This is a genomic window from Arthrobacter sp. PGP41 (genome assembly GCF_002953935.1).
Lineage (GTDB): Bacteria > Actinomycetota > Actinomycetes > Actinomycetales > Micrococcaceae > Arthrobacter.
Window position 1 is genome coordinate 1,244,462 of sequence record NZ_CP026514.1, and the last position, 23,390, is coordinate 1,267,851.

General features: G+C 65.8%; 24 protein-coding genes. 13 read left to right on the plus strand and 11 right to left on the minus strand.

Going from position 1 to position 23,390, the window contains the following annotated elements; genetic code table 11:
* The first annotated feature begins 298 nt into the window (after window positions 1–298).
* Window positions 299–1,183, plus strand: a complete 885-nt coding sequence (locus C3B78_RS05695; RefSeq protein WP_104997203.1) for a Bax inhibitor-1/YccA family protein — start codon at window positions 299–301, stop codon at window positions 1,181–1,183.
* A gap of 94 nt (window positions 1,184–1,277) precedes the next feature.
* On the opposite strand, the gene galK is transcribed toward C3B78_RS05695, so the two are convergent.
* Both galK and galT read right to left on the minus strand, forming a co-directional pair.
* Entirely contained in the window at window positions 1,278–2,465 is a 1,188-nt protein-coding gene (gene galK / locus C3B78_RS05700; RefSeq protein ID WP_104997204.1) for a galactokinase, read from the minus strand.
* A complete protein-coding gene (gene galT, locus C3B78_RS05705; protein ID WP_104997205.1) occupies window positions 2,462–3,613 on the minus strand; it encodes a galactose-1-phosphate uridylyltransferase in 1,152 nt (383 codons plus the stop codon). Before galT ends, galK begins: the two co-directional genes overlap by 4 nt.
* A 102-nt stretch (window positions 3,614–3,715) precedes the next feature.
* Here galT and C3B78_RS05710 point away from each other — a divergent pair, with 102 nt between their 5' ends.
* The 4 genes from C3B78_RS05710 to C3B78_RS05725 are packed head-to-tail and all read left to right on the plus strand — an operon-like array spanning window position 3,716 to window position 7,922.
* Window positions 3,716–4,675: an aldose 1-epimerase family protein gene (locus tag C3B78_RS05710; protein ID WP_104997206.1), complete on the plus strand. Its 960-nt coding sequence runs from the start codon at window positions 3,716–3,718 to the stop codon at window positions 4,673–4,675.
* 39 nt (window positions 4,676–4,714) lie between these two features.
* Window positions 4,715–6,049 carry an AI-2E family transporter gene (locus C3B78_RS05715; protein WP_199775342.1) on the plus strand — a complete coding sequence of 445 codons (1,335 nt, stop codon included), beginning with the start codon at window positions 4,715–4,717 and terminating at the stop codon, window positions 6,047–6,049.
* Window positions 6,050–6,052: 3 nt separating this feature from the next.
* The gene (gene ilvA / locus C3B78_RS05720) at window positions 6,053–7,291 is read left to right on the plus strand and encodes a threonine ammonia-lyase (protein WP_104997207.1); all 1,239 of its coding nucleotides are present in this window, start codon (window positions 6,053–6,055) and stop codon (window positions 7,289–7,291) included.
* A 10-nt stretch (window positions 7,292–7,301) separates the two neighbouring features.
* Window positions 7,302–7,922 carry a rhomboid family intramembrane serine protease gene (locus tag C3B78_RS05725; RefSeq protein ID WP_104997208.1) on the plus strand — a complete coding sequence of 207 codons (621 nt, stop codon included), beginning with the start codon at window positions 7,302–7,304 and terminating at the stop codon, window positions 7,920–7,922.
* A gap of 71 nt (window positions 7,923–7,993) precedes the next feature.
* Here C3B78_RS05725 and greA read toward each other — a convergent pair whose 3' ends face one another.
* Together greA and C3B78_RS05735 are read right to left on the minus strand one after the other, a co-directional pair.
* Window positions 7,994–8,488 (minus strand): transcription elongation factor GreA, encoded by a 495-nt coding sequence (greA, locus tag C3B78_RS05730; RefSeq protein WP_104997209.1) that lies wholly within the window; start codon window positions 8,486–8,488, stop codon window positions 7,994–7,996.
* Window positions 8,489–8,680: 192 nt separating this feature from the next.
* A complete protein-coding gene (locus C3B78_RS05735; protein ID WP_104997210.1) occupies window positions 8,681–9,133 on the minus strand; it encodes a DUF4307 domain-containing protein in 453 nt (150 codons plus the stop codon).
* Window positions 9,134–9,256: 123 nt separating this feature from the next.
* Here C3B78_RS05735 and mca point away from each other — a divergent pair, with 123 nt between their 5' ends.
* Window positions 9,257–10,162, plus strand: a complete 906-nt coding sequence (gene mca, locus C3B78_RS05740; protein WP_104997211.1) for a mycothiol conjugate amidase Mca — start codon at window positions 9,257–9,259, stop codon at window positions 10,160–10,162.
* 93 nt (window positions 10,163–10,255) lie between these two features.
* A complete protein-coding gene (locus C3B78_RS05745; protein ID WP_104997212.1) occupies window positions 10,256–10,600 on the plus strand; it encodes a hypothetical protein in 345 nt (114 codons plus the stop codon).
* A gap of 45 nt (window positions 10,601–10,645) precedes the next feature.
* Here the strand turns inward: C3B78_RS05745 and trhA are convergent, their stop codons facing one another.
* On the minus strand, window positions 10,646–11,389 hold the full coding sequence (trhA, locus tag C3B78_RS05750; RefSeq protein WP_442778259.1) for a PAQR family membrane homeostasis protein TrhA: 744 nt from the start codon (window positions 11,387–11,389) through the stop codon (window positions 10,646–10,648).
* Between the two features lie 151 nt (window positions 11,390–11,540).
* Here trhA and C3B78_RS05755 point away from each other — a divergent pair, with 151 nt between their 5' ends.
* Both C3B78_RS05755 and C3B78_RS05760 read left to right on the plus strand, forming a co-directional pair.
* The gene (locus tag C3B78_RS05755; RefSeq protein ID WP_104999660.1) at window positions 11,541–12,302 is read left to right on the plus strand and encodes an isoprenyl transferase; all 762 of its coding nucleotides are present in this window, start codon (window positions 11,541–11,543) and stop codon (window positions 12,300–12,302) included.
* A gap of 239 nt (window positions 12,303–12,541) precedes the next feature.
* A complete protein-coding gene (locus C3B78_RS05760; protein ID WP_104997213.1) occupies window positions 12,542–13,957 on the plus strand; it encodes a PhoH family protein in 1,416 nt (471 codons plus the stop codon).
* 97 nt (window positions 13,958–14,054) lie between these two features.
* Here the strand turns inward: C3B78_RS05760 and C3B78_RS05765 are convergent, their stop codons facing one another.
* Together C3B78_RS05765 and C3B78_RS05770 are read right to left on the minus strand one after the other, a co-directional pair.
* Window positions 14,055–14,702 (minus strand): GNAT family N-acetyltransferase, encoded by a 648-nt coding sequence (locus tag C3B78_RS05765; protein ID WP_104997214.1) that lies wholly within the window; start codon window positions 14,700–14,702, stop codon window positions 14,055–14,057.
* A 43-nt stretch (window positions 14,703–14,745) separates the two neighbouring features.
* Window positions 14,746–15,540: a hypothetical protein gene (locus tag C3B78_RS05770; RefSeq protein ID WP_104997215.1), complete on the minus strand. Its 795-nt coding sequence runs from the start codon at window positions 15,538–15,540 to the stop codon at window positions 14,746–14,748.
* A gap of 59 nt (window positions 15,541–15,599) precedes the next feature.
* Here C3B78_RS05770 and C3B78_RS05775 point away from each other — a divergent pair, with 59 nt between their 5' ends.
* Window positions 15,600–16,154 carry a prepilin peptidase gene (locus C3B78_RS05775; RefSeq protein WP_104997216.1) on the plus strand — a complete coding sequence of 185 codons (555 nt, stop codon included), beginning with the start codon at window positions 15,600–15,602 and terminating at the stop codon, window positions 16,152–16,154.
* A 72-nt stretch (window positions 16,155–16,226) separates the two neighbouring features.
* Complete coding sequence (locus C3B78_RS05780) at window positions 16,227–16,697, plus strand: NUDIX hydrolase (protein ID WP_104997217.1); 471 nt, start codon at window positions 16,227–16,229, stop codon at window positions 16,695–16,697.
* Window positions 16,698–16,837: 140 nt separating this feature from the next.
* Here C3B78_RS05780 and C3B78_RS05785 read toward each other — a convergent pair whose 3' ends face one another.
* The 3 genes from C3B78_RS05785 to C3B78_RS05795 form a co-directional block, all read right to left on the minus strand.
* Window positions 16,838–18,265, minus strand: coding sequence for a class II fumarate hydratase (locus C3B78_RS05785; protein ID WP_104997218.1), 1,428 nt, complete (start codon window positions 18,263–18,265; stop codon window positions 16,838–16,840).
* Between the two features lie 87 nt (window positions 18,266–18,352).
* Window positions 18,353–18,967 (minus strand): carbonic anhydrase, encoded by a 615-nt coding sequence (locus tag C3B78_RS05790; protein WP_104997219.1) that lies wholly within the window; start codon window positions 18,965–18,967, stop codon window positions 18,353–18,355.
* A 9-nt stretch (window positions 18,968–18,976) separates the two neighbouring features.
* Window positions 18,977–19,657: a DUF4245 domain-containing protein gene (locus C3B78_RS05795; RefSeq protein WP_104999661.1), complete on the minus strand. Its 681-nt coding sequence runs from the start codon at window positions 19,655–19,657 to the stop codon at window positions 18,977–18,979.
* A 224-nt stretch (window positions 19,658–19,881) separates the two neighbouring features.
* Here C3B78_RS05795 and glpX point away from each other — a divergent pair, with 224 nt between their 5' ends.
* Entirely contained in the window at window positions 19,882–20,904 is a 1,023-nt protein-coding gene (gene glpX / locus C3B78_RS05800) for a class II fructose-bisphosphatase (protein WP_199775395.1), read from the plus strand.
* Window positions 20,905–20,992: 88 nt separating this feature from the next.
* Window positions 20,993–22,048, plus strand: coding sequence for a lipid II:glycine glycyltransferase FemX (locus C3B78_RS05805; RefSeq protein WP_104997221.1), 1,056 nt, complete (start codon window positions 20,993–20,995; stop codon window positions 22,046–22,048).
* Between the two features lie 91 nt (window positions 22,049–22,139).
* Here C3B78_RS05805 and manA read toward each other — a convergent pair whose 3' ends face one another.
* Window positions 22,140–23,390, minus strand: a complete 1,251-nt coding sequence (gene manA, locus C3B78_RS05810; RefSeq protein WP_104997222.1) for a mannose-6-phosphate isomerase, class I — start codon at window positions 23,388–23,390, stop codon at window positions 22,140–22,142.

Here is a 23,390-nt window from a genome sequence, read left to right on the forward strand (position 1 = left end):
AATAACCTCCACTTGGGGGCGGTCTCGGCTGCGCCTTTGCAGCCGTTGCGAACGGATGCAGGGATAGGATGGTGCCAATCTGGCGCGGCACCGCACGTGTGTGAGTTCCGTCACCCTGCTTGGCTTATGCTACAGCGCGGATGTTGCGGGAAATGCCGCGGTTCAGGCGCCGATGGTAGCGATCGGATAACAACTCCGCTCTCGTGGCGGGGGCGGGGAACTTTCACGGGCGCACTTACGTGAGAATTGGTACCGTAAACCTTAAGGTTTCAACACATCCCTATGGAGGAATCCAGCAATGGCACTTGGCGGCAACCCGATCTTCAACGGAAAAAGCTTCCGTGGAGCCACCCAGGCACCGCCTGTCCCGCAGGCTCCCTACGGACACGCGCCCTACGGCCAGCAGCCGTACGGGCAGGCGCCCTACGGCCAGCAGCCGTACGGCCAGCCACAGAACATGACCAATGAGCAGCTGCAGCAGATGTACAACCAGCCCGCTGCGGGCCCGGCGGACACCGGCAGGATGACCTTCGACGACGTCATCGTCAAGACCACCGCCTGCCTCGGGGTGCTGCTCGCCGGTGCCGCAGTGACGCTGTTCGTCAGCATGGGCCTGGCTTCGCTCCTGATGATCGTTGGTGCGCTGGGCGGTTTCGTGCTGGCCCTGGTCAACACTTTCAAGAAGCAGCCGTCGCCGGCACTGATTCTTGCTTACGCAGGCCTTGAAGGCCTCTTCCTCGGCGGCCTCACCCGGGTCCTGGACGCCATGTACCCGGGAGTGGGGCTTCAGGCTGTCCTCGGCACGCTGTCCGTCTTCACGGTGACGCTGCTCCTGTTCAAGAGCGGCAAGGTCCGCGCCACCCCGAAGGCCATGAAGTTCTTCATGATCGCCCTGGTTGGCTACGCCCTCTTCTCTGTCGTGAACCTCGTCATGATGATGACCGGCCTGACATCGGAACCCTTCGGGCTGCGCAGCGGCATCATCGGCGTCGCCATCGGCATCCTGGCCATCGGTCTCGCGGCATTCTCCCTGGTCATGGACTTCACCAGCATCGAGGAGGGTGTCCGCAACGGCGCCCCCCAGCGCTTCTCCTGGACGGCCGCATTCGGCCTGACGGTCACGCTGGTATGGCTCTACGTGGAAATCATCCGCCTGCTGTCCATCCTGCGCGGGGAAGAGTAGCGCACAAGGCGGCTCCCGCCGTCGGACCTTCCCAATAGCTGAGGGCCCCACCATATGGTGGGGCCCTCAGCAGTTAAGCGCACTGCGGCTGGCTCTAGGCGATCCGCCGGGCCCCCGCCGCGGGCGAGACCGCGAAGATGTCCGGCGCTTTGAAGCCGGCATCCGCGAAGGCAGTGGCGACGGCGTCACGCACCTTTTGCTCCAGGGCCACCGGGGTGAGCGCTATGGCCGCTCCGCCGAATCCGCCCCCGGTCATCCGTGCACCGATGGCGCCGCTGGCACGGGAAGCGTCCACCGCCAGGTCCAGCTCGGGGCAGGAGATTTCGAAGTCGTCCCGCATGGACGTGTGGCTGGCGTCCAGCAGGGGACCAATGGCGCCTGGCCCTTGGCTTGCCAGGAGCTCGACGGTCTGGAGTACGCGGTCGTTTTCCGTGACCACGTGGCGGACGCGGCGGAACGTGACTTCATCCAGGAGGCCGCTGGCTTCCGCCAGATCGCCCAGCTGCACGTCACGGAGCGCCTTGACCCCCAGCACTTCCGCGCCGAGTTCGCAGGATGCCCGCCGGGAGGCATAGCCGCCGTCGGCATGCGAGTGCGAGACCTTGGTGTCGATCACGAGCATCACCAGGTCCGCGGGCTGCGTCTCGAAGGGAACCAGGCGCACGTTCTGGTTCCGGCAGTCCAGGAAGACCGCGTGGCCTTCCGAACCGCGGAGCGAGGCGGACTGGTCCATGATCCCTGTGGGAGCGCCGACAAAGTCATTTTCGGCACGCTGCGTGGCCAGCACCATTTCCTGGGCTTCGAGCCCGGCCCCGGTGAGATCGTTCAGTGCCGAGATGACGGCACATTCAATCGCGTGGGAGGAGGACAGTCCGGCCCCGAGGGGGACATCCGAGTCCAGCAGCAGGTCAACGCCCGGGACAGCGATGCCTCGCTGTTTCAGCGCCCACATCACGCCGAGCGGGTATTTGGTCCATCCTTTGGCGGAGCCCGGCTCCAGCGAATCCAGCCTGGTGCTTACCAGGCCTTGGTCGCCGTAGGTGGAGAGCAGGCGCACAGAGGAACCGGGGCGGACCCTGACGGCCACCCGGGCGGTGCGGTTGATGGCGAAGGGGAGGACGAAACCCTCGTTGTAGTCCGTGTGCTCGCCGATAAGGTTTACCCGGCCCGGCGCCTGCCAGATTCCGTCCGGAGCGCTGCCGAACTCCTGTGAAAACCGTGCCGCAAGATCCTGGGTCCCTGCAGGCGCGCTTGTGGTCAGGGGATCCGGTGCGGGGTTCACGCGTGGGCTCCTTCAGGTGCGGCCGCCGCGACGGCGGGGGTGGTGGAAGGCGGAAGGGTTACCGTGCGCAGCCGCTCGGCGACGCTTTCCGGGGTGGTGTCATTGATGAAAGCGCCCATGGCTGCCTCCGACCCTGCCAGGTACTTCAGCTTATCGGCCGCCCGCCGCGGGGAGGTCAGCTGGAGGTGGAGGTAGCCGGCGGGCCGCAGAACCGGATCCAGGGGAGCCTGGTGCCAGGCGGATATGTACGGGGTGGGCGTGGGGTAGAGGCCGTCCACCCTCCGGAGCAGCTCGAGGTAGACGCAAGCGAGTTCGTCCTTCTCCTCGCCGCTCAGCGCCGCGAGGTCGGGGACCTGGCGGTGGGGCACCAGGTGGATTTCGAGCGGCCACCGGGCGGCAAAGGGAACATACGCGCTGAAGTTCTCCCCTTCCAGGACCATCCTGCTTCCGTCCTCCCGCTCGGAGCGCAGCAGTGAGCCGGTGAGGGTGTCGCCGTCCCGGGCATCGTAGAACCTTCGTGCTGCAGCGCCGAGGACGCCCGCGCGGGGAGTGATGTAAGGGTAGGCGTAGATCTGGCCGTGGGGGTGGTGGAGTGTTACCCCAATGTCCGCGCCACGGTTTTCGAAGGGGAAGACCTGCTTGATTCCGGGCAGCCCGCTCAGGGCCCGCGTTCGCTGGGCCCAGGCCTCGATGACAGTACGGGACCTCTCTTCGCCCAGTTCACTGAAGGATCCGGTGTGGGAGGGGGTGAACGCCACTACCTCGCAGCGTCCGTACGCGGGACCCTTGGTACCCCATGCTGCCTCGCCCGGTATCGGGCCCAGCGCGGGACCAAGCGAGGGGAAGCGGTTTTCAAACACCACCACGTCGTAGTCCGAAGCAGGGATCTCAGAAAGATTGCTGGGGGTGGTGGGGCAGATCGGGCACTGGTCCGCCGGCGGGAGGTGGGTCCGTGCCTGCCGGTGCGACGCGACGGCAACCCACTCGTCCGTCAGTGCGTCGTAGCGGACCTCGCCGGGTTCCCCCCTCGGGGGGAGACCGCGATGGTCGGTGGTGAATTCGGCGGCGCGCGGCTTGGGGGTTGCGGCGTCATCGAAATAGATGAGTTCCCTGCCGTCGGAGAGCCTGGTGCTCGTGATAGCTGTCATGGATAAAAGTGTGACACGTTCGATCAAAAAAGAATAGTTAACAACAAAATCTAACATCCGGACTGCTGCGGGCACACGTCCTGCCGGGGTACGGTGGTGCCCATGACTTCCAGTTCTCCCCGTGAATCCAACAGCGAGCCTGCCCTGCGCGGCTATGCCACCGGCAGGCAGTACGAGCTCCGCCGCGGCGACGCCCTGGCCGTGGTCACCGAACTAGCCGCTGGCCTGCGGTCTTTCAGCAGGGGAGGAACGCTCCTGACGGAAACCTACAGCGACGACCAGATCGCGCCCGGCGCTGCCGGCATCACCCTGGCGCCGTGGGCCAACCGCGTGGAGGACGGCACGTGGTTCCTGCACGGCAAAAAGCAGCAGCTGGACATCACCGAGGTGGCCAGGAACAACGCCAGCCACGGACTGCTCCGCAATTCCGCCTATGCCCTCGTGGACGAGTCAGAGCACTCCGTTTCCCTGGAGGCCACCATCTTTCCGCAGCACGGGTACCCCTTCCTAGTGCGGCACCGCGTGCAGTACCAGCTCGGCGACGAGCTGGGGCTGGCAGTCCGCCAGACCCTGTTCAACGATTCCAAGGAGCCGGCACCCTTCGTCCTGGGTGCCCACCCTTACCTGCGGCTGGGCGACACGCCCGTCGAGGACCTGGTGCTGACCGTTGCCGCCGACACGTGCCTGGTTGCCGACGAACGCCTCATTCCGCGCAGCACGGCAGCCGTGCAGGGGGAGACCGACTTCAGGGCAGGGCAGAACATCGCGGCCCTCGCCGTGGACGTGGCGCTGACAGGCCTGCAGTTCGAAGCAGGGAAAGCCCGCCACACGCTCGCTGCGAAGGACGGCACGAACGTGAGCCTCTGGCAGGGCGAAGCCTGCCGATATGTCCACGTCTTCGTCAGCACCGAGTATCCGGGACGCAGCCGCGCGGTGGCCGTTGAACCCATGACCGGGCCCGCCAACGCCTTCAACTCCGGGGACGGCCTACGCTGGCTGGACCCGGGTGAGTCCTTCACCATCGAATGGGGGATCGACTACACCCCGGGCAGCGAACGGTAGCGGTTTCCGAATAGGCCCCGGCTGGGGAAGTATTAGGCTATGACGCCAGCAGAGGATGCCGTTACCTCCCCCAACACTTCCCCAAGCCAGCAACTGCCTGCCATGAACCAGCCCCTGCGGATCCTCGCGGACCGTGAACTGGACCGCGATATACCCTACGGCGTGCGGATAGCGGCGTCCTGGGCCTGGCGCCTGGGACTGATCCTCCTGGTGGGAGGCGCGCTCGTCTGGCTGCTGAGCAGGATCAGCTTCCTTATGATTCCGGTCATGGTGGCTGCCCTGCTCGCCGGGCTCCTGAGCCCGGTGGTGGGATGGCTCAAGAAAAACAGACTGCCGTCCGGGGTGGCTGTGGCCGTCACCGTGGTCGGCTTCATCGGCCTGATCGCAGGATCCTTGGCGCTGGTGGGCAGGCAACTCGTCGCCGGTTTCGGGGAGCTCTGGTCCGAGGCGCTCGCCGGAGTCAAGCAGATCCAGGACTGGCTGGCTGACGGGCCCCTCCATGTCACGGCAGACCAGATGGACCAGTACCTGAAGGAAGCCACCACCGCCCTGCAAAACAACACCAGCAGCATTGTCAGCGGGGCCCTGTCCTTCGGCAGTACGGCGGGGCACTTTGCTGCCGGTCTCATCCTGGCCCTGTTCATACTGATTTTCTTCCTCCTGGAGGGGGACCGGATCTGGGCGTTCCTGGTCCGGTTGCTCCCCAAAAAGGCCAGGGCAGCAACGTTCGGTGCCGGGCGCAAGGGCTGGGCATCGATGGTCAGCTACGCCCGCATCCAGATGTTTGTGGCCTTCGTCGACGCGGTAGGCATTGGCGTGGGTGCCGCGATTATCGGCGTCCCGCTGGCGCTTCCCTTGAGTGTGCTCGTCTTTATCGGTTCCTTCATCCCGATCGTGGGCGCCCTCGTGACCGGCGCCGTCGCAGTCCTGCTGGCACTGGTGGCCAACGGCCCCATCAACGCCCTGATCATGCTCGGCATCGTCCTGCTTGTCCAGCAGTTGGAAAGCCACATCCTCCAGCCGCTCGTCATGGGCAAGGCCGTGGCCCTGCATCCGGTGGCAGTGATCCTGTCGGTGGCAGCCGGGTCGTACCTTGCCGGCATTCCGGGTGCCCTTTTTTCGGTGCCCATCCTCGCCGTCGCAAATACTGCCATTCGCTACATCGCCGCCAGAACGTGGGAACATGAACAAGTGCCGGCATGGACCGGAGAGCCTTTGACGGCGGGCGCCGGAGTGGACAACACCATCCGGGACGTTCAGCCGCCGGCAGTACTCAGCCGCGGCAAGGGCGCCGCCGCCGGCACGAAAGCAGAACAACCTGATGCCCCTCCCGCTGCGGAACGGGGCGCCGGGGCCGAATCCAAAGGAGAATAGTCCGTGAACATCCTCGAAACCCTTCCCGTCACGCTGGACGATGTCCTGGAGGCGCAGAAGCTGCTCGACGGGATTATTGCGCGGACACCGGTGGAATCATCCCGCGCCCTTGGGACCATGGTGGGCGGGGATGTCTTCTTCAAGTGCGAAAACCTCCAGCGGGCCGGATCGTTCAAGGTCCGCGGCGCGTACGTGCGCATGGCGCGGCTTTCCCCGGAGGAAAAGAAGCGTGGAGTGGTGGCCGCTTCTGCAGGCAACCACGCCCAAGGCGTAGCCGTTGCAGCCAAGAGCCTGGGAATCAAGGCCCGCATCTACATGCCGCTGGGCGTGGCGCTGCCTAAGCTGGCGGCCACCCGCAGCCACGGTGCCGAGGTAATCCTGCATGGACACAACGTGGACGAGGCGCTCGCCGAGGCCCAGCGCTACAGCAACGAGACGGGCACCGTTTTTGTCCACCCGTTCGACAATGTGGACGTGGTGGCGGGCCAGGGCACGCTGGGCCTGGAAATCCTCGAGCAGGTTCCCAACGTGGACACCATCCTCATGGGCGTCGGCGGCGGCGGGCTCCTGGCCGGGGTTGCCGTCGCCGTCAAGGCCAGGGCCAGGGAGCTGGGCCGGAACATCCGCATCATCGGGGTCCAGGCCGAAAACGCCGCCGCCTATCCTCCCTCCCTCGCCGCAGATGCGCTGGTGCCCCTGAAGAAGGTCTCCACCATGGCTGACGGCATTGCCGTCGGCCGGCCCGGGCAGCTTCCCTTCAGCATCATCCGTGAACTCGTCGATGACGTAGTGACGGTCAGTGAAGACTCGCTGGCCCGCGCACTGATCTTCCTGCTGGAGCGGGCCAAGATGGTGGTGGAGCCTGCGGGTGCGGTTGGCGTGGCAGCGCTGATGGACGGCAAGATCGAGAACCCGGGAACCACGGTGGCGGTCCTTTCCGGCGGCAACATCGACCCCATGCTCATGCTCAAGGTCATCCAGCGGGGCCTCTCCGCGGCAGGGCGCTACATGACGGTCCGCATGATGCTCGATGACCGCCCCGGTTCCCTGGCCACCATCGCCCGGATCATCGCCGAGAACGATGCCAACGTCACCGGCCTGGACCACACCCGCGTGGGCGGCTCCATCAGCATGGGAGACGTGTCCATCACGGTGAACCTTGAAACCAAAGGCCACGAGCACGGGGAACAGGTGCTCAGCGCCCTGCGTGCCGAAGGCTTCCAGCCCATCGTGGTGCATTAGGACCCGCCCCATGGCCGGACTGGCGGGAAACGGGAGCTTCGGGCAGCGGCGGACAGTCGCTGCCCGGGCCAAGGGCGGGCTGCTCGTGCTGGGCAGCTTCGTGGTGTTCCTCTTTGTCATCGAACTGTTCAACATGGTGATGCTGCGCTCGCTCAACGCGACGTTCGGACTCCGGCCCAGAAGCGCCGACGGGCTGCTGGACATCTTCACCTTCCCTCTCCTGCACGCCAACCTGAACCATCTCCTGTCCAACAGCCTGCCGCTGATCATCTTCGGCTTCCTGGTGTTCCTCTCGGGGCTCCGGGTATTCCTGACCGCCCTCGCCTTCAGCTGGCTGGGATCCGGCCTGACCGTTTGGCTGATTGGCGACGGCGGCATCACCGTGGGGGCGTCAGGCCTGGTGTTCGGCCTGTTTTCCTTTCTCCTGGTCCGGGGATTCATAAACCGCAGCTGGCGGCAGATCCTCCTGGCGGTGGTCCTCTTCATGGGTTACGGCAGCATCCTGCTGGGGGTCCTGCCCATCGGGGCAGGCTACATCTCGTGGCAGGCGCACCTTGGCGGGGCAGCCGGGGGAGTAGTGGCCGCACTGCTGCTTCGCCGCCGCAGCCGGGCCATGGGTTCGGCGCTCTAAGTTCCTGCCACTTTAAAGTGGAACGCCGGCCGTCCCTTTCGGGACGGCCGGCGCTTCCAGGATATGGACGGCTATGCAGCGTAGGGCTTGGCGGAGAGGATCTCCACCTTGATGTCCTTGCCGTTGGGCGCCACGTAGCTCAGGGTTTCGCCTTCCTTGTGTCCAAGAATGGCGGCCCCAAGGGGTGACTTCTCGCTAAACACGTCAAGATCGGAATCGCCGGCGATTTCGCGGGAACCGAGGAGGAAAGTCTCTTCGTCGCCCGCGATCCTGGCAACGACGATCATGCCGGGCTCCACAATCCCGTCGTCCGCGGGGGCCGCGCCCACATGGGCGTCACGGAGCAGCGCGGTCAGCTGGCGGATGCGGGCCTCGATCTTGCCCTGCTCCTCCTTGGCTGCGTGGTAGCCGCCGTTCTCCTTGAGGTCACCCTCTTGCCGGGCTGCTTCAATCTTCTGGACGATCTCTGCCCGGCCAGCGCCGGAAAGGTGGTCCAGCTCTGCCTTCAGGCGGTCAAAAGCTTCCTGGGTGAGCCAGGCTGCAGCTGCGCTGTTGGTGGTAGACACGGACTTCTCCTCTTGTGGTCCTACATGCAAAAGACCCCGCCACGGTGGCCACTTGTGGAACAGTAACCAGCTCAGCGGGGTAAAGGTATGCCTTCATTGTAGTCAATCCCTTGGAGTTAACCCAACAGCGAAGCGGCGCACGTCACATGCTCCGGCCACTTTTTCAGGCGCCGGCCCCAGGCAACACCGGACTTATGTGCCAGCGGCCCAGCAGCTGTCCACTACACCGGAGACGGACAGTGATTCCGTGCGTATGGCCACCCGCTGCGCAACTGTGCGGCCGCCGTCGGCTGTTCCGTCGGCAGGTGCGGGCGGAATGTCCACAACCTTCCACCCCACCACCGCAAACTTGGAGTCCAGTGCCTTGACCGCGCACTTGACGGCGGTTCCGGGCTCGCGCGTGACCTGGAAGTCAACTTCCGCAAGCGTGGCGTCCGTGGTCCTGTAGCCAATGTCCTTGAACGAAACGTCAGACAGTGACTGGGATGTGGAAACCCAGGCGAGGAACCCGATTCCCGCGGCCAGCGCCGCACCGCCGATGGCGCGCCTGGCTCCTGGCTTAAGCCTGCGCTTTTTAGCACCATAGCGATTGGCTAGGCTAGTGTTTGCGGGCGCGGGTTGGGCCGGCTGGTCCGGGGAAGTCACCAGACCAGTTTAGTGCCCTTTCCGGCGGAAGCCTGTTGGTCCCGGCCAGGCCAGCGTCCGCCCCGCCCAAGTGACCCGTCCAGCGCCCAAAGGCAGCAGAAAAGAATAAGGAGCCGTCCTTCGATGACAGCGTCCAGCACCTCCCCGGCGCCGCTACGGCTGCTCGCGGTCCACGCCCATCCGGACGATGAGTCCAGCAAGGGCGCTGCGACGATGGCCAAATATGCCGCGTCAGGCGTAGACGTCATGGTGGCCACATGCACCGACGGTTCCCGGGGAGACATCCAGAACCCGGCAGTTGAGGGCGAGCCGCACCCCAAGCGGGACATGGCAGGCGCCAGGCGCCTGGAAATGGAACGGGCAGCGGCCATCCTGGGCATCAGGCAGCGGTGGCTGGGCTTCGTTGACTCGGGCCTGCCCGAAGGTGACCCGCTTCCGCCCCTTCCCGCCGGATCCTTCGCCACCCTGCCCCTGCACCAGGCCGCTGCGCCCCTGGTGCGGCTGGTCCGGTCCTTCAAGCCGCATGTCATCCTCAGCTACGACGAAAACGGCGGCTACCCCCATCCGGACCACATCATGGCTCACCGGGTGGCAGTGGAAGCCTTCGAGTCCGCCGGTGACGGTTCGCGATATCCGGACGCCGGCGAGCCCTGGGAACCCAGCAAGCTCTACTACGACAGGGCGTTCAGTCCGGAGCGCTTCCGTGCGCTGCATTTTGCCCTGGAGGAGGCGGGCCTCCAGTCGCCGTACGCCGAACGGCTGGCAGCCTGGCTCGAAGCGGACGCGGAGGGCCATACCCCGCCTCCCGCCATCCACCCCACCACTACGCAGGTGGACTGCGGGGATTTCTTCGAAGTACGTGATGACGCACTCCGGGCCCACCGGACCCAGGTGGACCCGTTGGGGTTCTTTTTTGCCGTCTCGCCCGAGATGCAGCGCCGGGCCTGGCCGTGGGAAGACTACTCCCTGATCCACTCAAGGGTTCCTTCGGAGCTCCCCGAACGGGATCTGTTCGCGGGGCTAAGATAGAAGCAGCCGGCAATTTCTATGTCGCGTAGAAGATGGGGCCTGGCGCCTCGCCGGTCCCGGCCGCTGCCCCCGCACCACAGAAGGTAAACAACCGTGCATCACCTGCTCCTCAGTTTGGCCACCACTCCCACGCCCCTGCCCACGCCCACGCTGCGCGAGGGGATTTCCGAGGACCAGGTCACGCCCGGCCTGCTGGGCTTCATCATGACGGCGTTTTTCGTAATTGCCACCGCACTGCTGATCGTGGACATGGTGCGGCGCATCCGGCGCGTGCGGTACCGGGCGCAGGTGGAGGAGGACCGCATTGCTGCCGCTGCCGCGGCGGACGTCGAGGCGGCGGACGCCGCCGAGGATGCGTCCGGCAGGCAGGAGCCCGGCACCGTGCAGGGAACGGCCGACGGCGGGACAGGGCCCGCGCAGGGAGACCAGCGGCACTGATAAGGCGGCACCGGCACTGCGCCCGGCTCCGCCGTAGGCTGGCGGCTAGCTGAGGACCGCCATGGCTATGGCCGTGAAGTGTGCCGCGAAAGCCACCACGGTCAGGGCGTGGAACAGTTCGTGGAAGCCGAAGTGGTGGTAGCTGATGTTCGGTTTTTTCAGCGCATAGAACACGGCGCCCGTGATGTACAGGACGCCGCCCACGCAGATGAGGACAGCGGAGGGAATGCTGGCCTGGAAGAACTGCGGCAGGTAAACGAGAGCGCCGCAGCCCAGGGCTACATAGATGGGTACATATAGCCAGCGCGGGGCATCCGTCCACAGAAGCCGGAACAGCACCCCGAGGATGGCCCCGGACCAGATGACCCACAGCAGGAGGACCGCCTGGGGGCGCTCCAGCAATGTCCAAGCCAGGGGCGTGTAGCTGCCGGCGATTACCAGCATGATGTTCGTGTGGTCCAGTCGCTTGAGGACGATCTTGACCCCTGGCGACCAGTTTCCCCGGTGGTACACTGCGCTGACTCCGAACAGCAGGACGCCCGTTGCCGCGTAGACAGCGGAGGTAACCTTGCGGTCCGCCGTGGGGGCCAGCATCACCAGCACGATTCCCGCCACGAGGGCGAGCGGCGCCGTAACCGTATGGATCCAGCCCCGCCATTTCGGCTTGATCATCAGGAGTTCGGCCAGCCGGACGGCGGCCTCATCCACAGCGTTTGTTTCGTGGCCTGTTTCCGCCCTGCTGTCCTTGCGCTGCGGCGTCCGCGGGGCGTCCGGGGTGTCGCTGTTCATGCTCCCAGAATAACCTACGCCGCAGTAAGTTACTGATGAGTAGCAAGGAGCGTGAAGGGCCTTCCGGGGCTCGCCGGCAGGTCCTGGCCGCTCCGGACGGTAGCCTAGGATGTGCAAGTACGTACAGCAAGGAAGTCAGGTGAGTGAGCGCGTGGAGTTGCCCGGGTTCCTCTACGGCTTCTATGAGCGCAGGCTGCTCAAGGACCTCCCCCGTGACCGGATACCCCGGCATATCGGCGTCATGGTGGACGGGAACCGCCGGTGGGCGAAGCAGTTCAATGCCCCCACCAGTCAGGGCCACCAGGCGGGCGCAGACAAGATCCACGAGTTCCTGGGCTGGTGCCAGGAGCTCGGGGTCAAAGTGGTCACCCTGTACATGCTGTCCACCGACAACATGAACAGGTCCAGTGAGGAACTGGATCTGCTGATGGGTATCATCGCCAACACCCTGGACCGCCTGGACGAGGACGCCAACATCTCCGTCCATGCGATGGGTGCCCCGGAGCTCCTGCCCGATTACCTGGCAGAACGGCTCCACAAGCTGACGGCGCGGACTCCCGTCAAGGAGAAGATCCACGTCAACGTGGCCGTGGGGTACGGCGGCCGCCGGGAGATCGTCGACGCGGTGCGGGAACTCCTCCACGATGCCGTGGCCAGGGGAGCGGACATCTCCCAACTGGCCGACGACCTTTCCGTGGACGACATTTCCAGGTTCCTTTACACCCGCGGCCAGCCGGACCCGGACCTGGTGATCCGAACGTCGGGCGAGCAGCGGCTCTCCGGCTTCCTGATGTGGCAGAGCGCCTACAGCGAGTTCTACTTCTGTGAGGCCCTGTGGCCCGCATTCCGCAAGGTGGACTTCCTGCGGGCCCTGCGCGACTACGCGGGCCGGCAGCGCCGCTTCGGCTCCTGACATATCCGGTTAATCACGAGTTCACAGTCCCGCAACAGGAATCGCCGCGTAATGGATGCGGAAATTAGTTGGCGGGGATTTACGTTATATCCATCAGCAGGCAAAACCGCCGGCTGATCGGGGAGGCCAGTACATGGAGCGAAACATCGCACCGGTTGTATGGGAGGCCGGACCCGGCCTCGTGGCCGAGCCGCCTCACCAATAACAATTCCGGGCTGGCGCCCGGGGCTGGAGTCGATGTGGCTACTTCTGAACAACTGCCCGAGGTCCTTTCCGACCAGGGAGAGAAAGCTACCTCTCGCGCCACGCGAGCCACCATACAAACCGGTGCGGCAGAAGATGCTGCGGCCGGTTTTGCTGTCTCCGGAAGGGAAGCCGACATTAACACCTTCGTCATTGACACCTCCGTCCTGCTCTCCGACCCCCGTGCGCTGCTCCGCTTTGCGGAACACGAGGTGATTGTGCCGGTGGTGGTCATCACGGAACTGGAAGCAAAACGGCACGATCCCGAGCTTGGCTACTTCGCCCGGAAGGCGCTTCGGCTCCTGGACGACCTTCGGGTCAAACACGGCGGACTCAACCAGCCAATCCCCATCGGCGACGGCGGCTCCCTGATGGTGGAGCTGAACCACATCTCCTCGGACGTACTTCCGTTGGGATTCCGCAGCGGCGACAACGACAGCCGGATCCTCGCCGTGGCGAAGAACCTCGCCAATGAGGGCCGCAACGTCACCGTGGTGTCCAAGGACCTACCGATGCGTGTCAAAGCCTCCGCCATGGGCCTCACCGCCGACGAATACCGCAACGAGCTGGTGAAGGATTCAGGCTGGACCGGAATTGCCGAAGTTGAGGTCGGCGAACAGGAGATCTCCACGCTGTACGGCCACGAGCCCGTCTTCATCCCCGCGGCCGCCGAGATGCCGGTCAATACCGGGCTCGTGCTGCTCTCCAACCGCGGTTCCGCCCTGGGCCGGGTGGGCGCAGACAAGCAGGTCCGGCTCGTCAAAGGCGACCGTGATGTGTTCGGGCTCCACGGACGGTCCGCGGAGCAGCGGCTGGCCATCGACATGTTGATGGATCCCGCCGTCGGCATCGTCTCCATCGGCGGCAGGGCGGGCACCGGCAAGTCCGCCCTTGCCTTGTGCGCGGGCCTGGAAGCGGTGCTGGAACGCCGCGAGCACCGCAAGGTCATCGTGTTCCGGCCCCTCTTCGCGGTGGGCGGCCAGGAACTGGGCTACCTGCCCGGCTCCGAGTCCGAAAAAATGAACCCTTGGGCGCAGGCCGTGTTCGACACCCTCGGCGCGCTGGTCAGCCAGGAAGTAGTGGAGGAAGTCATGGACCGCGGCATGCTCGAGGTCATGCCGCTCACCCACATCCGCGGACGCTCCCTCCACGACGCCTTCGTGATCGTCGACGAGGCCCAGTCCCTCGAGAAGAACGTCTTGCTCACCGTCATGAGCCGCATGGGCCAGAACTCAAAGGTCGTCCTGACCCACGACGTCGCCCAGCGGGACAACCTCCGCGTCGGACGCCACGACGGCATCGCCGCCGTCGTCGAAACCCTGAAAGGACACCCGCTCTTCGGCCACATCACCCTGACCCGCTCCGAACGGTCCCCGATCGCAGCCCTGGTCACCGAACTCCTCGAAGGCTAAGCGGGGGTGCCCGGGTGCCCCTTCCTCTGCGTGCTGGCTCCTTCGTCGCCTTTGACGCAGGCTGCCGGAAGGCGCACCCGGGCACCAAGTCCCGGCACTAGCTGATGTTCAAGTACTTCGCTGCTGCCTCGTGGCCTTCTACCCTGAGGGTCCAGTCGGGGCGTTTGAAGGAGTCCGGGGTGAGGCGGACGTGCTGGACTGTCTCGACCTGCGTCCCCCAGGCCTTACGCGTGATGCCGTTGGGTTCGTAGCCGAGGGAGCGGGATACGCCGAGGGAGGCTTCGTTCCAGCCGGCGGCCTCGGACTCGGCTACTTCTGCGCCCAGCCAGTCAAACGCGTAAAGGGCGACGGCGGCACGCATCTCCTTGCCAAAGCCGCGGCCCTGCATTGACTGCGTGAGCCACGATCCTGTGGTGACCGTCTTGAGCGCCGCAAAATCCTTGGCCCCGACGTCCTGGCAGCCGATGAACTCACCGGCGTGCCAGATGCCCAGCAGGAGGGTCCACGACTCGGGGGTGCACTCCGCGCGGCAGCGCCAGTGCCATTGCGCCATTCTGGGGCCGAGCTCATGTTCCGGAGCTTCCGCCCAGGCGGTGCTGAACGGGTTCCTGCCGGGCTCGTGGATGCCGCTGCGGGCGGCGGCCACGGCAGCCGGAAGGTCCTGGTCGAGGACAGGGCGGAGCTCCAACCGCGGAGTTCTGAGGGTCAGGCCGAAGAGCGGCCATACGGCGTCCAGCGTAGTCATCCGCGAAGCCTAGCCGATGAGCCTGCGTGGCGGCCTGTCACGGTCAGGCGGGGACGTCCCAGCTGATGTGGCGGCGGACGTCGGTAAGGTTCATGGACTGGGCAAGGAACAGGTCGTCCAGCATATATTCGTCGACGGCGATGATCCGCAGCCAGTGCCCGTACTGGTCAGTGCCGGATTCTAGGGAGCGGCTGGAGACGCACACTCCCGTTCCAAGGTCCACCCGGATCCGGGTGCGGCCCGGCAGGCACAGGGGAGCGGCAGGATCCACGGGGCGATAGGCGGCGGTGGGGGAGACGACGGCCTCGAGCGCGGGCCGGCCCTCATGCTCCCGGCGGCTGACCTCGTGCACTTCCACGGCGTTGCTGCCGGGGAACTCGAGGGGCACGGGCGCGTTGCCTGCGAGTTCCACCGGGTCCAGGGCGGCGGAGAAGCGTCCGTTGCCGAAGCCCGGCTCGCCGTAGGCTGCTTCCGGGCGGCGCCGCACCAGGCCCAGGTCGTCGTAGACGGGCGTCACCAGATGGGGCGGGAGGAGCCAGGATTTCCGGGTGGAGCTGGTGTAAAGGCCGTCTTTGGAATCGTTGATTCCCGTGGTGCTGTGGAGGACCAGTCCTTCCGGGCTTTCGAGGCGGAGTGCCCCGGGGCGGCGCAGCCAGGCGCGGACAAGCGGAGCAGCAGGACTGGGAGCCTCCGGGAACGGCTCATCCCAGTATTCAAAGCGCAGCGACTGCCACTTCCAAGGAGAGGACCGGCAGAGGTCCCGGAACATGGCTGCGAGGTCCGTGGAGGCAGCACCACTGTCCGGATCCGGCCGGTGCCGGGATTCCCACGTCGCCATATCCACAGTTTACGCGCGGCCAGTACTGCCGGAGAGTGGAAATCCAGTAGCATCCGAGGGTGATCCAACGACTGGGCGAACTGTGGCAGCACACCCCGCTGGCCTTCTGGCTGGTGCTGGCTGCCTGCGCCTACTTCGCAGTGATGGCCGTGCGGCTCACAGTGATTGACGTCCGCCACCACCTCCTGCCAAACCGGATTATCTTTCCGTCCTACGCCGTTGCCGGTGTGCTCCTCCTCGCGGCGTCGGCCTTTCCCGGTGCCGGCGCCGGCGGGGCCCCCGATGCCCCCGGATTCGCGGCAGGCTTGATGGCCCTTCCGCTGCTTCGGGTAGTGGCCGGAGCCGCCATACTGTGGCTCTTCTACTTCGTTCTCCGGGCGGCCTATCCGCCCGGAATGGGCTTTGGCGACGTGAAACTGGCAGGAGTCCTGGGAATGTACCTCGGCTACCTCGGCTGGGGCCACCTGTTTGCCGGTACCTTCCTGGCCTTCCTGCTGGGCGGCGTGTGGTCCATCGTGCTCCTGGCTGCACGCAGGGGGACATTGAAATCCTCCATCCCCTTCGGGCCGTTTATGCTCGCCGGAGCTGCTGCGGCCATGCTGCTTCCGGCCTGATCCCCCCGCAGCGGGGGACCGGGGACTGCTTCCGGCAGGCAAACGGGGAAAGCACTTCGGTAGGCTGGCGGCATGCCAGCGCCTGACTACGTCCTGAAGCTCCGTAAGAAAATCGGCAATGATCCGCTGTGGGTTCCGGGCGTCCGCGGCGTGGTGGTGGACGCACTGGGGCGCGTCCTGCTCGCGCAGCGGGCGGACAACAGGCAATGGGCTTTGGTCAGCGGGATGCTGGAACCCGGGGAGCAGCCGGCACATGGCCTGGTGCGGGGGATCTTTGAGGAAACGGCAGTTGTGGCCGAACCCGAGCGAGTGGTCTCCGTGGGGGCTGTTGGGCCCTTCACCTACCCGAACGGTGACGTGTGCGAGTTCCTTGATGTGGTGTTCCTCTGCCGCTACGTTTCAAGAACTGCCCGGGTGAATGACGACGAATCCCTGGCCGTCGGGTGGTTCGGCGTTGATGAGTTGCCTGAGCTCATGGCCGGCCACCTCACCAGCATCCACCGTGCCCTGGCTCCGGCCGAAGCAGCCCACTTCGAACCCTGAGCCCTGCCCCCTGCGCCTTCGCGGGAAATCCCAGCGCCCGCAGAGGAGCTTAACGACGCCGGCCGCCCGCCTTCGCAGGGAAGGTGGGCGGCCGCCGTCGTGCTTGTCCCTTGCCAGGCGGGCCTGGCTGGGAAGGGGACCTACGCCTTGTGGGCCGGAGCCGTCATGGTGGTGACGTCCAGTGCCCTGTCAAGGTCCGCTTCGGAGACCTTGCCCTCGCCGTCACCGACGAAGCCGAGCTTCTCGGTGGCCTGGCGTACGGTCAGGCCCTCAGCCACGGCCGTCTTGGCGATCTTGGCGGCGTTCTCGTAGCCGATGTACTTGTTCAGCGGGGTCACGATGGACGGGGACGCCTCGGCCAGGAAGCGGGCCCGCTCCACGTTCGCGGTGATGCCGTCAATCATCTTGTCCGCCATGACGCGGCTGGTGTTTGCGAGCAGGCGGATGGATTCCAGCAGGTTGGACGCCATGACCGGGATGCCGACGTTAAGCTCGAAGGCGCCGTTGGTGCCGGACCAGGCGATGGCGGTGTCGTTGCCGATGACCTGTGCGGCCACCATGATGGATGCCTCGCAGATGACCGGGTTGACCTTGCCCGGCATGATCGAGGAACCCGGCTGCAGGTCGGGGATGGCGATTTCGCCAAGGCCTGTGTTGGGGCCCGAGCCCATCCAGCGGAGATCGTTGTTGATCTTCATGAACGAGATGGCGATGTTGCGCAGCTGGCTGGACGCCTCGATGAGGCCGTCGCGGTTGGCCTGGGCCTCGAAGTGGTCGCGGGCCTCAGTCAGGGGAAGCCCCGTGTCGGTTGCCAGCAGTTCGATGACGCGCTCCGGGAACCCGGCCGGGGTGTTGATGCCGGTGCCCACCGCTGTGCCGCCGAGCGGAACCTCGGCGACGCGGGGGAGGGACGCGTTGATGCGTTCGATGCCGTAGCGGACCTGCGCGGCGTAGCCGCCGAACTCCTGGCCGAGCATCACCGGGGTGGCGTCCATCAGGTGGGTGCGGCCGGACTTGACCACGTCCTTGAACTCAACAGCCTTGCGCTCCAGCGACTCCGCCAGGTAGCCGAGGGCCGGGATGAGGTCGTTGATCAGGGCCGAGGTGGCAGCAACGTGGACCGATGTGGGGAAGACGTCGTTGGAGGACTGGGAGGCGTTGACGTGGTCGTTCGGGTGGACAACCTTGTCGCTGCCGGCGGCCTTGAGGGCACGCGAGGCAAGCTCGGCGATGACCTCGTTGGTGTTCATGTTCGAGGACGTGCCGGAGCCCGTCTGGAAGACGTCGATGGGGAAGTCGCCGTCATACTTGCCGGCGGCCACCTCATCGGCTGCATCTGCGATCGCCTTGGCCAGCTCGCCGTCGAGCACACCCAGCTCAGCGTTGGCCTGGGCGGCAGCCTTCTTGACCCGGGCCAGTGCTTCAATGTGCGCACGTTCCAGGGTCTTGCCGGAAATGGGGAAGTTCTCCACTGCCCGCTGCGTCTGCGCGCGGTACAGTGCGTTCACGGGGACGCGGACTTCGCCCATCGTGTCATGTTCAATGCGGAACTCTTCAGTGGAAGTCATGGGGCTAGCTTAGGACGCACGGGCGCCGCACCGAAAACCGTGAACTGCTTGCTACAGGCCTACGGCCGCGGCAGTTTTGGGAAGCTCCTAGTGCTCGCCGATTCCGGAAACAAGGTTGGCGCGGCCTTCGGCCAGGCTGTACGAGAGGCCGATCACCGCGGTCTTGCCGGAGCCGATTGCGTCGGAAATCACACGGGAGCTGTCCACGAGGCGCTGCGACGTCTGCTTGACGTGTTCCACCACCATGTCATTGACTTCGGTTTCCTCATTGCGGAGGGAGGTGAGGACCGACGGCGTAATCCGTTCCACCAGGTCCCGGATGAAACCTGTCGGCATCTCTCCGGTTTCCACTGCGGATTTGGTGGCGCTGACGGCGCCGCAGCTGTCGTGCCCCAGGATCACGATCAAGGGCACCCCCAGCACTGCCACGCTGTATTCCAGCGAGCCCAGGACGGCGTCGTCAATGACCTGGCCGGCCGTCCTGACGACAAAGACGTCGCCGAGGCCCACATCGAAGATGATCTCTGCGGCGAGCCGCGAGTCGGAGCAACCGAAGATGACGGCGAAGGGGTGCTGGTTCTCCACGAGGGATGACCGGCGTGACGCATCCTGGTTGGGGTGCGAGGTCTCACCGTTAACGAATCGTTCATTGCCTTCGCGCAGACGGCGCCAGGCGAGTGCAGGAGTCAGGTAGGTAGCCACGCGCCTACCTTACGGCGCGGCGGGCGCAGAGGGTGAAACTGTGACAGCCGGGTTGCTTTCCATGGATCTGACGACGGCGTCCGCCAGCGCGGCGATCTCGTCCAGTTGGGCCTCCCCGGACAGGACAACGGTGGTGCCGCGGTAGTCCAGCACCAGGGACTTACCGCCCTTGCCGGTGTCCCGAAGCTGCCATTCCTGCCCGCCGGCGTTCCGGGAGCCGGTGACCGGCGCGTTCCTGGTTTGCTGAAGAAGCCAGGTGGGGTTGGCGCTCCTGGTCTGGACCAGGCTGATGAAGGACTCCCTGGGCGTCAGGTAGCCGACTTCCCAGGTGGGGACGCCGCTGCCGGTTCCGGCTTCCCACCGGGCGTAGTTCGGCCGGAAAGTGTTGCCGGTGTCCGGGGCTGCAGGTGTGAATCCCGCCACATCCGCGGCGTTGCGTGCGGTGGCTCCCACATCGATGTTCGGACGGTAGCCCTCGCTTTTGGGCAGCGGATTCATGAGGATGATGGGCAGGAACGCCGCGATGCTCACCACCAGGGCGATGACCATTCCAATCACCGAGGCGTTGGCGCGCTTGGCGGCTGCCGCCGGAATGACAGGCTTAACCTGCCCCTGTCCTGCCGTGGCGCCGGGTCCGTTGCTGCCTCCGGATCCGTGCGGCTCGGGACTGGGAGTGGTCTTTTCCTGCATGTCATTCACACCTCTATAGTCGCCCATGCCGGCGGTCAACTTCCATTTGGCCGGCGCCGGCTCCGCGGCGCAGCTCCCGGCACATTGCGGTGTTGCGTCATCCGCCGCCCCGTGGGCGGTGCCGCGACTATGATCGGTAGCAGAGGAATCACCGCCCTGCCGCACCGGCCGGGCGGGTTCAATGATCGCCACTCGAAGAAGAGGTTCACGTGTCACCAGCGTCCATGACCCAGAAGTACTCCACGCTCTCCCCGTCCCTTGCAGTGGGTAACGATGAGCCGGACCGCAACCTTGCCCTCGAGCTTGTCCGCGTCACCGAGGCGGCAGCCATCGCCGGCGGTCACTGGGTTGGTTTCGGCGACAAGAACAAGGCTGACGGCGCTGCCGTTGACGCCATGCGCTCCTTCCTGCAGACCGTCCACTTCAACGGTGTCGTGGTCATCGGTGAAGGCGAAAAAGACGAAGCCCCCATGCTGTTCAACGGCGAACGCGTCGGCGACGGTACGGGGCCCGAATGCGATGTTGCCGTCGATCCCATCGATGGAACCAGGCTGACTGCACTGGGCATCAACAACGCCCTTGCCGTCCTGGCAGTAGCCGAGCGCGGCTCCATGTTCGACCCCTCCGCCGTGTTCTACATGGAGAAGCTCGTCACGGGTCCGGAAGCCGCTGACATGGTGGACCTCCGCCTCCCGGTCAAGCAGAACCTGCACCTGATCGCGAAGGCCAAGGGCGTCAAGGTCAACCAGCTCAACGTCATGATCCTCGACCGTGACCGCCACAAGCCGCTGGTGGAGGAAATCCGCGAGGCAGGCGCGCGCACCAAGTTCATCATGGACGGCGATGTGGCAGGCGCCATCGCAGCTGCCCGCTCGGGAACCGGCGTCGACGCGCTGATGGGCATTGGCGGCACCCCGGAGGGCATCGTTGCGGCCTGCGCCATCAAGTCCCTCGGCGGCGTGATCCAGGGCCGCCTGTGGCCCACCAGCGACGAAGAAAAGCAGAAGGCCATCGATGCCGGCCACGACCTCGAACGGGTCCTGTCCACCAACGACCTCGTCTCCAGTGACAACTGCTACTTTGCCGCCACCGGCATCACCGACGGCGACCTCCTCAAGGGAGTGCGCTATTCCAAGGACAAGGTCCTTACCCAGTCCATCGTGATGCGTTCCAAATCCGGCACCATCCGCTTCGTTGACGGCGAGCACCGGGCCGACAAGTGGGAAGGTTACGCCCGCAAGAGCTGACCCGGCCGCGTTGAGATTCCAGGCCCCCGGAGCGCGCACCGCGTTCCGGGGGCCTGGCGTTTTAAGCCGTTGGTATAGGGTTGAAGCCATGATTCCTGCTGTTGTGCCCTGTACTGACCGCGCCCTCTGGGACGACCATGTTGACCGGTTCCAGGGACATCCGCAACAGCTCTGGGGGTGGGGCGAGACCAAAGCAATGCACGGCTGGTCCGTGGACCGTGTGCTCATCAATGACGGCGGGAACACCATTGGCTGCGCCCAGTTGCTGGTCCGGCGCCTTCCCCTTCCGTTCCGTGCGCTGGTGTATATTCCCCGCGGCCCCATGTGTGCTCCGGAAAATGCGCAGGCGGTCCTCAACAGCCTGGCCGGCCACGCCGCCGTCCGGCACAGGGGCGTGGCCCTGAGCATCGAACCCGACTGGGACCGGGATTCAGTCTTCGCCGGTGAAGTGGCGGCCGCCGGGTTCCGGTCATCCAGCAATACGGTGCTGATCCCGCGGACCCTGATCCTTGACCTCACCAGGACCGATGACGAGCTCATGGCGGACATGTCCAAGTCCACCCGCGCCAACATCCGCAAGGCCATGCGCAGCGAAGTGGAGTTCCGCAAGGTGAAGAACGACGCCGAACTTGAGCAGGTACTGGCCGTCTACCACGAGACCGCGGACCGCGCCGGGTTCGGGATCCACGAGGACCAGTACTACCGGGACATCTTCAAGAACATGGGCGACGGCTCGCCGATCATCGGGGCGTTCGACGGCGAGCAGTTACTGGCGTTTGTCTGGCTCGCGAGGAGCGGCTCCACCGCCTTCGAGCTCTACGGCGGCGTGTCTGCCGAGGGGCAGAGGCAGCGCGTCAACTACGGCGTTAAATGGGCGGCGCTGCAGGCGATGCGCGAGGACGGCTGCTCCCGCTACGACTTCAACGGCCTGCTCAACGACGGCATCTCGGACTTCAAAAAGCAGTTTGCCAAGCACGAGAACATGCTGCTGGGCACCTGGGAAAAGCCGCTCTCGCCGTTCTACCCGGCATATGCCCAGGCCATGCCGCTGGCGCGGCGCGGGCTGCAGACCGGCCGGCGGCTGCTGAAGGCTGCCGCCGGCAGGGTCCGCCCTGTGCTCCAGAAGCTGCGCCCGGGCAGCTAGCCCCGGCAAGCAAAGGGCGACGGCGGCACCCGCCCGGGTGCCGCCGTCGCCCTTTGCTGTTGCTGCCTGGAGAGCCGTGGGGCGCGGCCTGCTACAGGCCCGTGGTCACGGCGAAAGCTAGCGCAGGCTCCGTGCTCCCCGCCACCGGGTGAACGTTGACTGGAGCCTCGGCGGCGGCCAGGAAAGCGCTGCCGCCCCGGGCGAGCTGCAGGTCGCCCTTGGGCGAATCGAGGTAGATGTTGCCGGCCACAACAATCACCACGGCCGCGCCGGACTGTGCCAGCGGTACCGGTCCGGCGTCGGGTGAGAGCTCGATGCGCTGCAGCTGGAATTCCGCGAACGGCGGGCGGAACAGTTCCTGGTCCAGGACAGTCCTTTCGGCCGCGAGCATGGGCACCGCCACAGGCTGGAAGTCAACCGTCCGCAGGAGCTCGGGCACATCCACGAACTTGGGGGTGAGGCCGCCGCGCAGGACGTTGTCGGAGGATGCCATGACCTCCACGCCCAGCCCGTGCAGGTAGGCATGGACGTTTCCGGCGGGCAGGTAGACCGCCTCGCCGGGTGCCAGCGAGATGCGGTTCAGCAGCAGGGAGATCAGGACCCCGGGATCGCCGGGGTACTTTTCGTTCAGGCTGACCACAGTGTTGAGTTCGGCCTCGTAAGGTGCAACGGGCGCTCCGGAGCGGAGCGCGGCCACCACCAGCGCAGTAGCATCAGCCACTGACTGGCCGCCGCTGATCAGGCGCTCGAAGGCTTTCCGCAGGCCCGTGCTTTCGTCGGCGGACTGGAGGTCCCCAAGCAGCCCATCGATCAGCGCGGGAGCCCCGCCGTCCACGGAGTCGAAGGCGGCGGCAACGTGCCGCAGGATTTCCACGGTCCGGGCAGCCGGACGGAAACCGCACAGCGCCTCAAACGGCGTCAGGGCGAGAATCATCTCCGGCTTGTGGTTGTCGTCCCGGTAGTTCCGGTTGGGTGCCTCCGGGGCCAGGCCCGCCGCGTTTTCCCGCGCAAATCCCGCCCGTGCCTGCTCCAGGCTCGGATGGACCTGCAGGGACAGTGGCTGGGCTGCCGCCAGGATCTTGGCCAGGAACGGCAGCCGCGGACCAAAGCGGGCAACGGAGTCCGCGCCGAGGAAATGCTCCGGATCGCGCGAGATCAGGGCGTCCAAGGGCGTGGTGGCCGAACCGTCCTCGGGAACGCGGGCGACAGACGGGGAGTCGGGGTGCGCGCCGATCCACAGTTCCGCTTCGGGCCCGCCGGACTCCGGGCGTCCCAGGAGGGCGGCGATGGCCGTCGTCGAACCCCAGGCGTAATCCCGGAGGACGTTGTCAATCTGGTACAA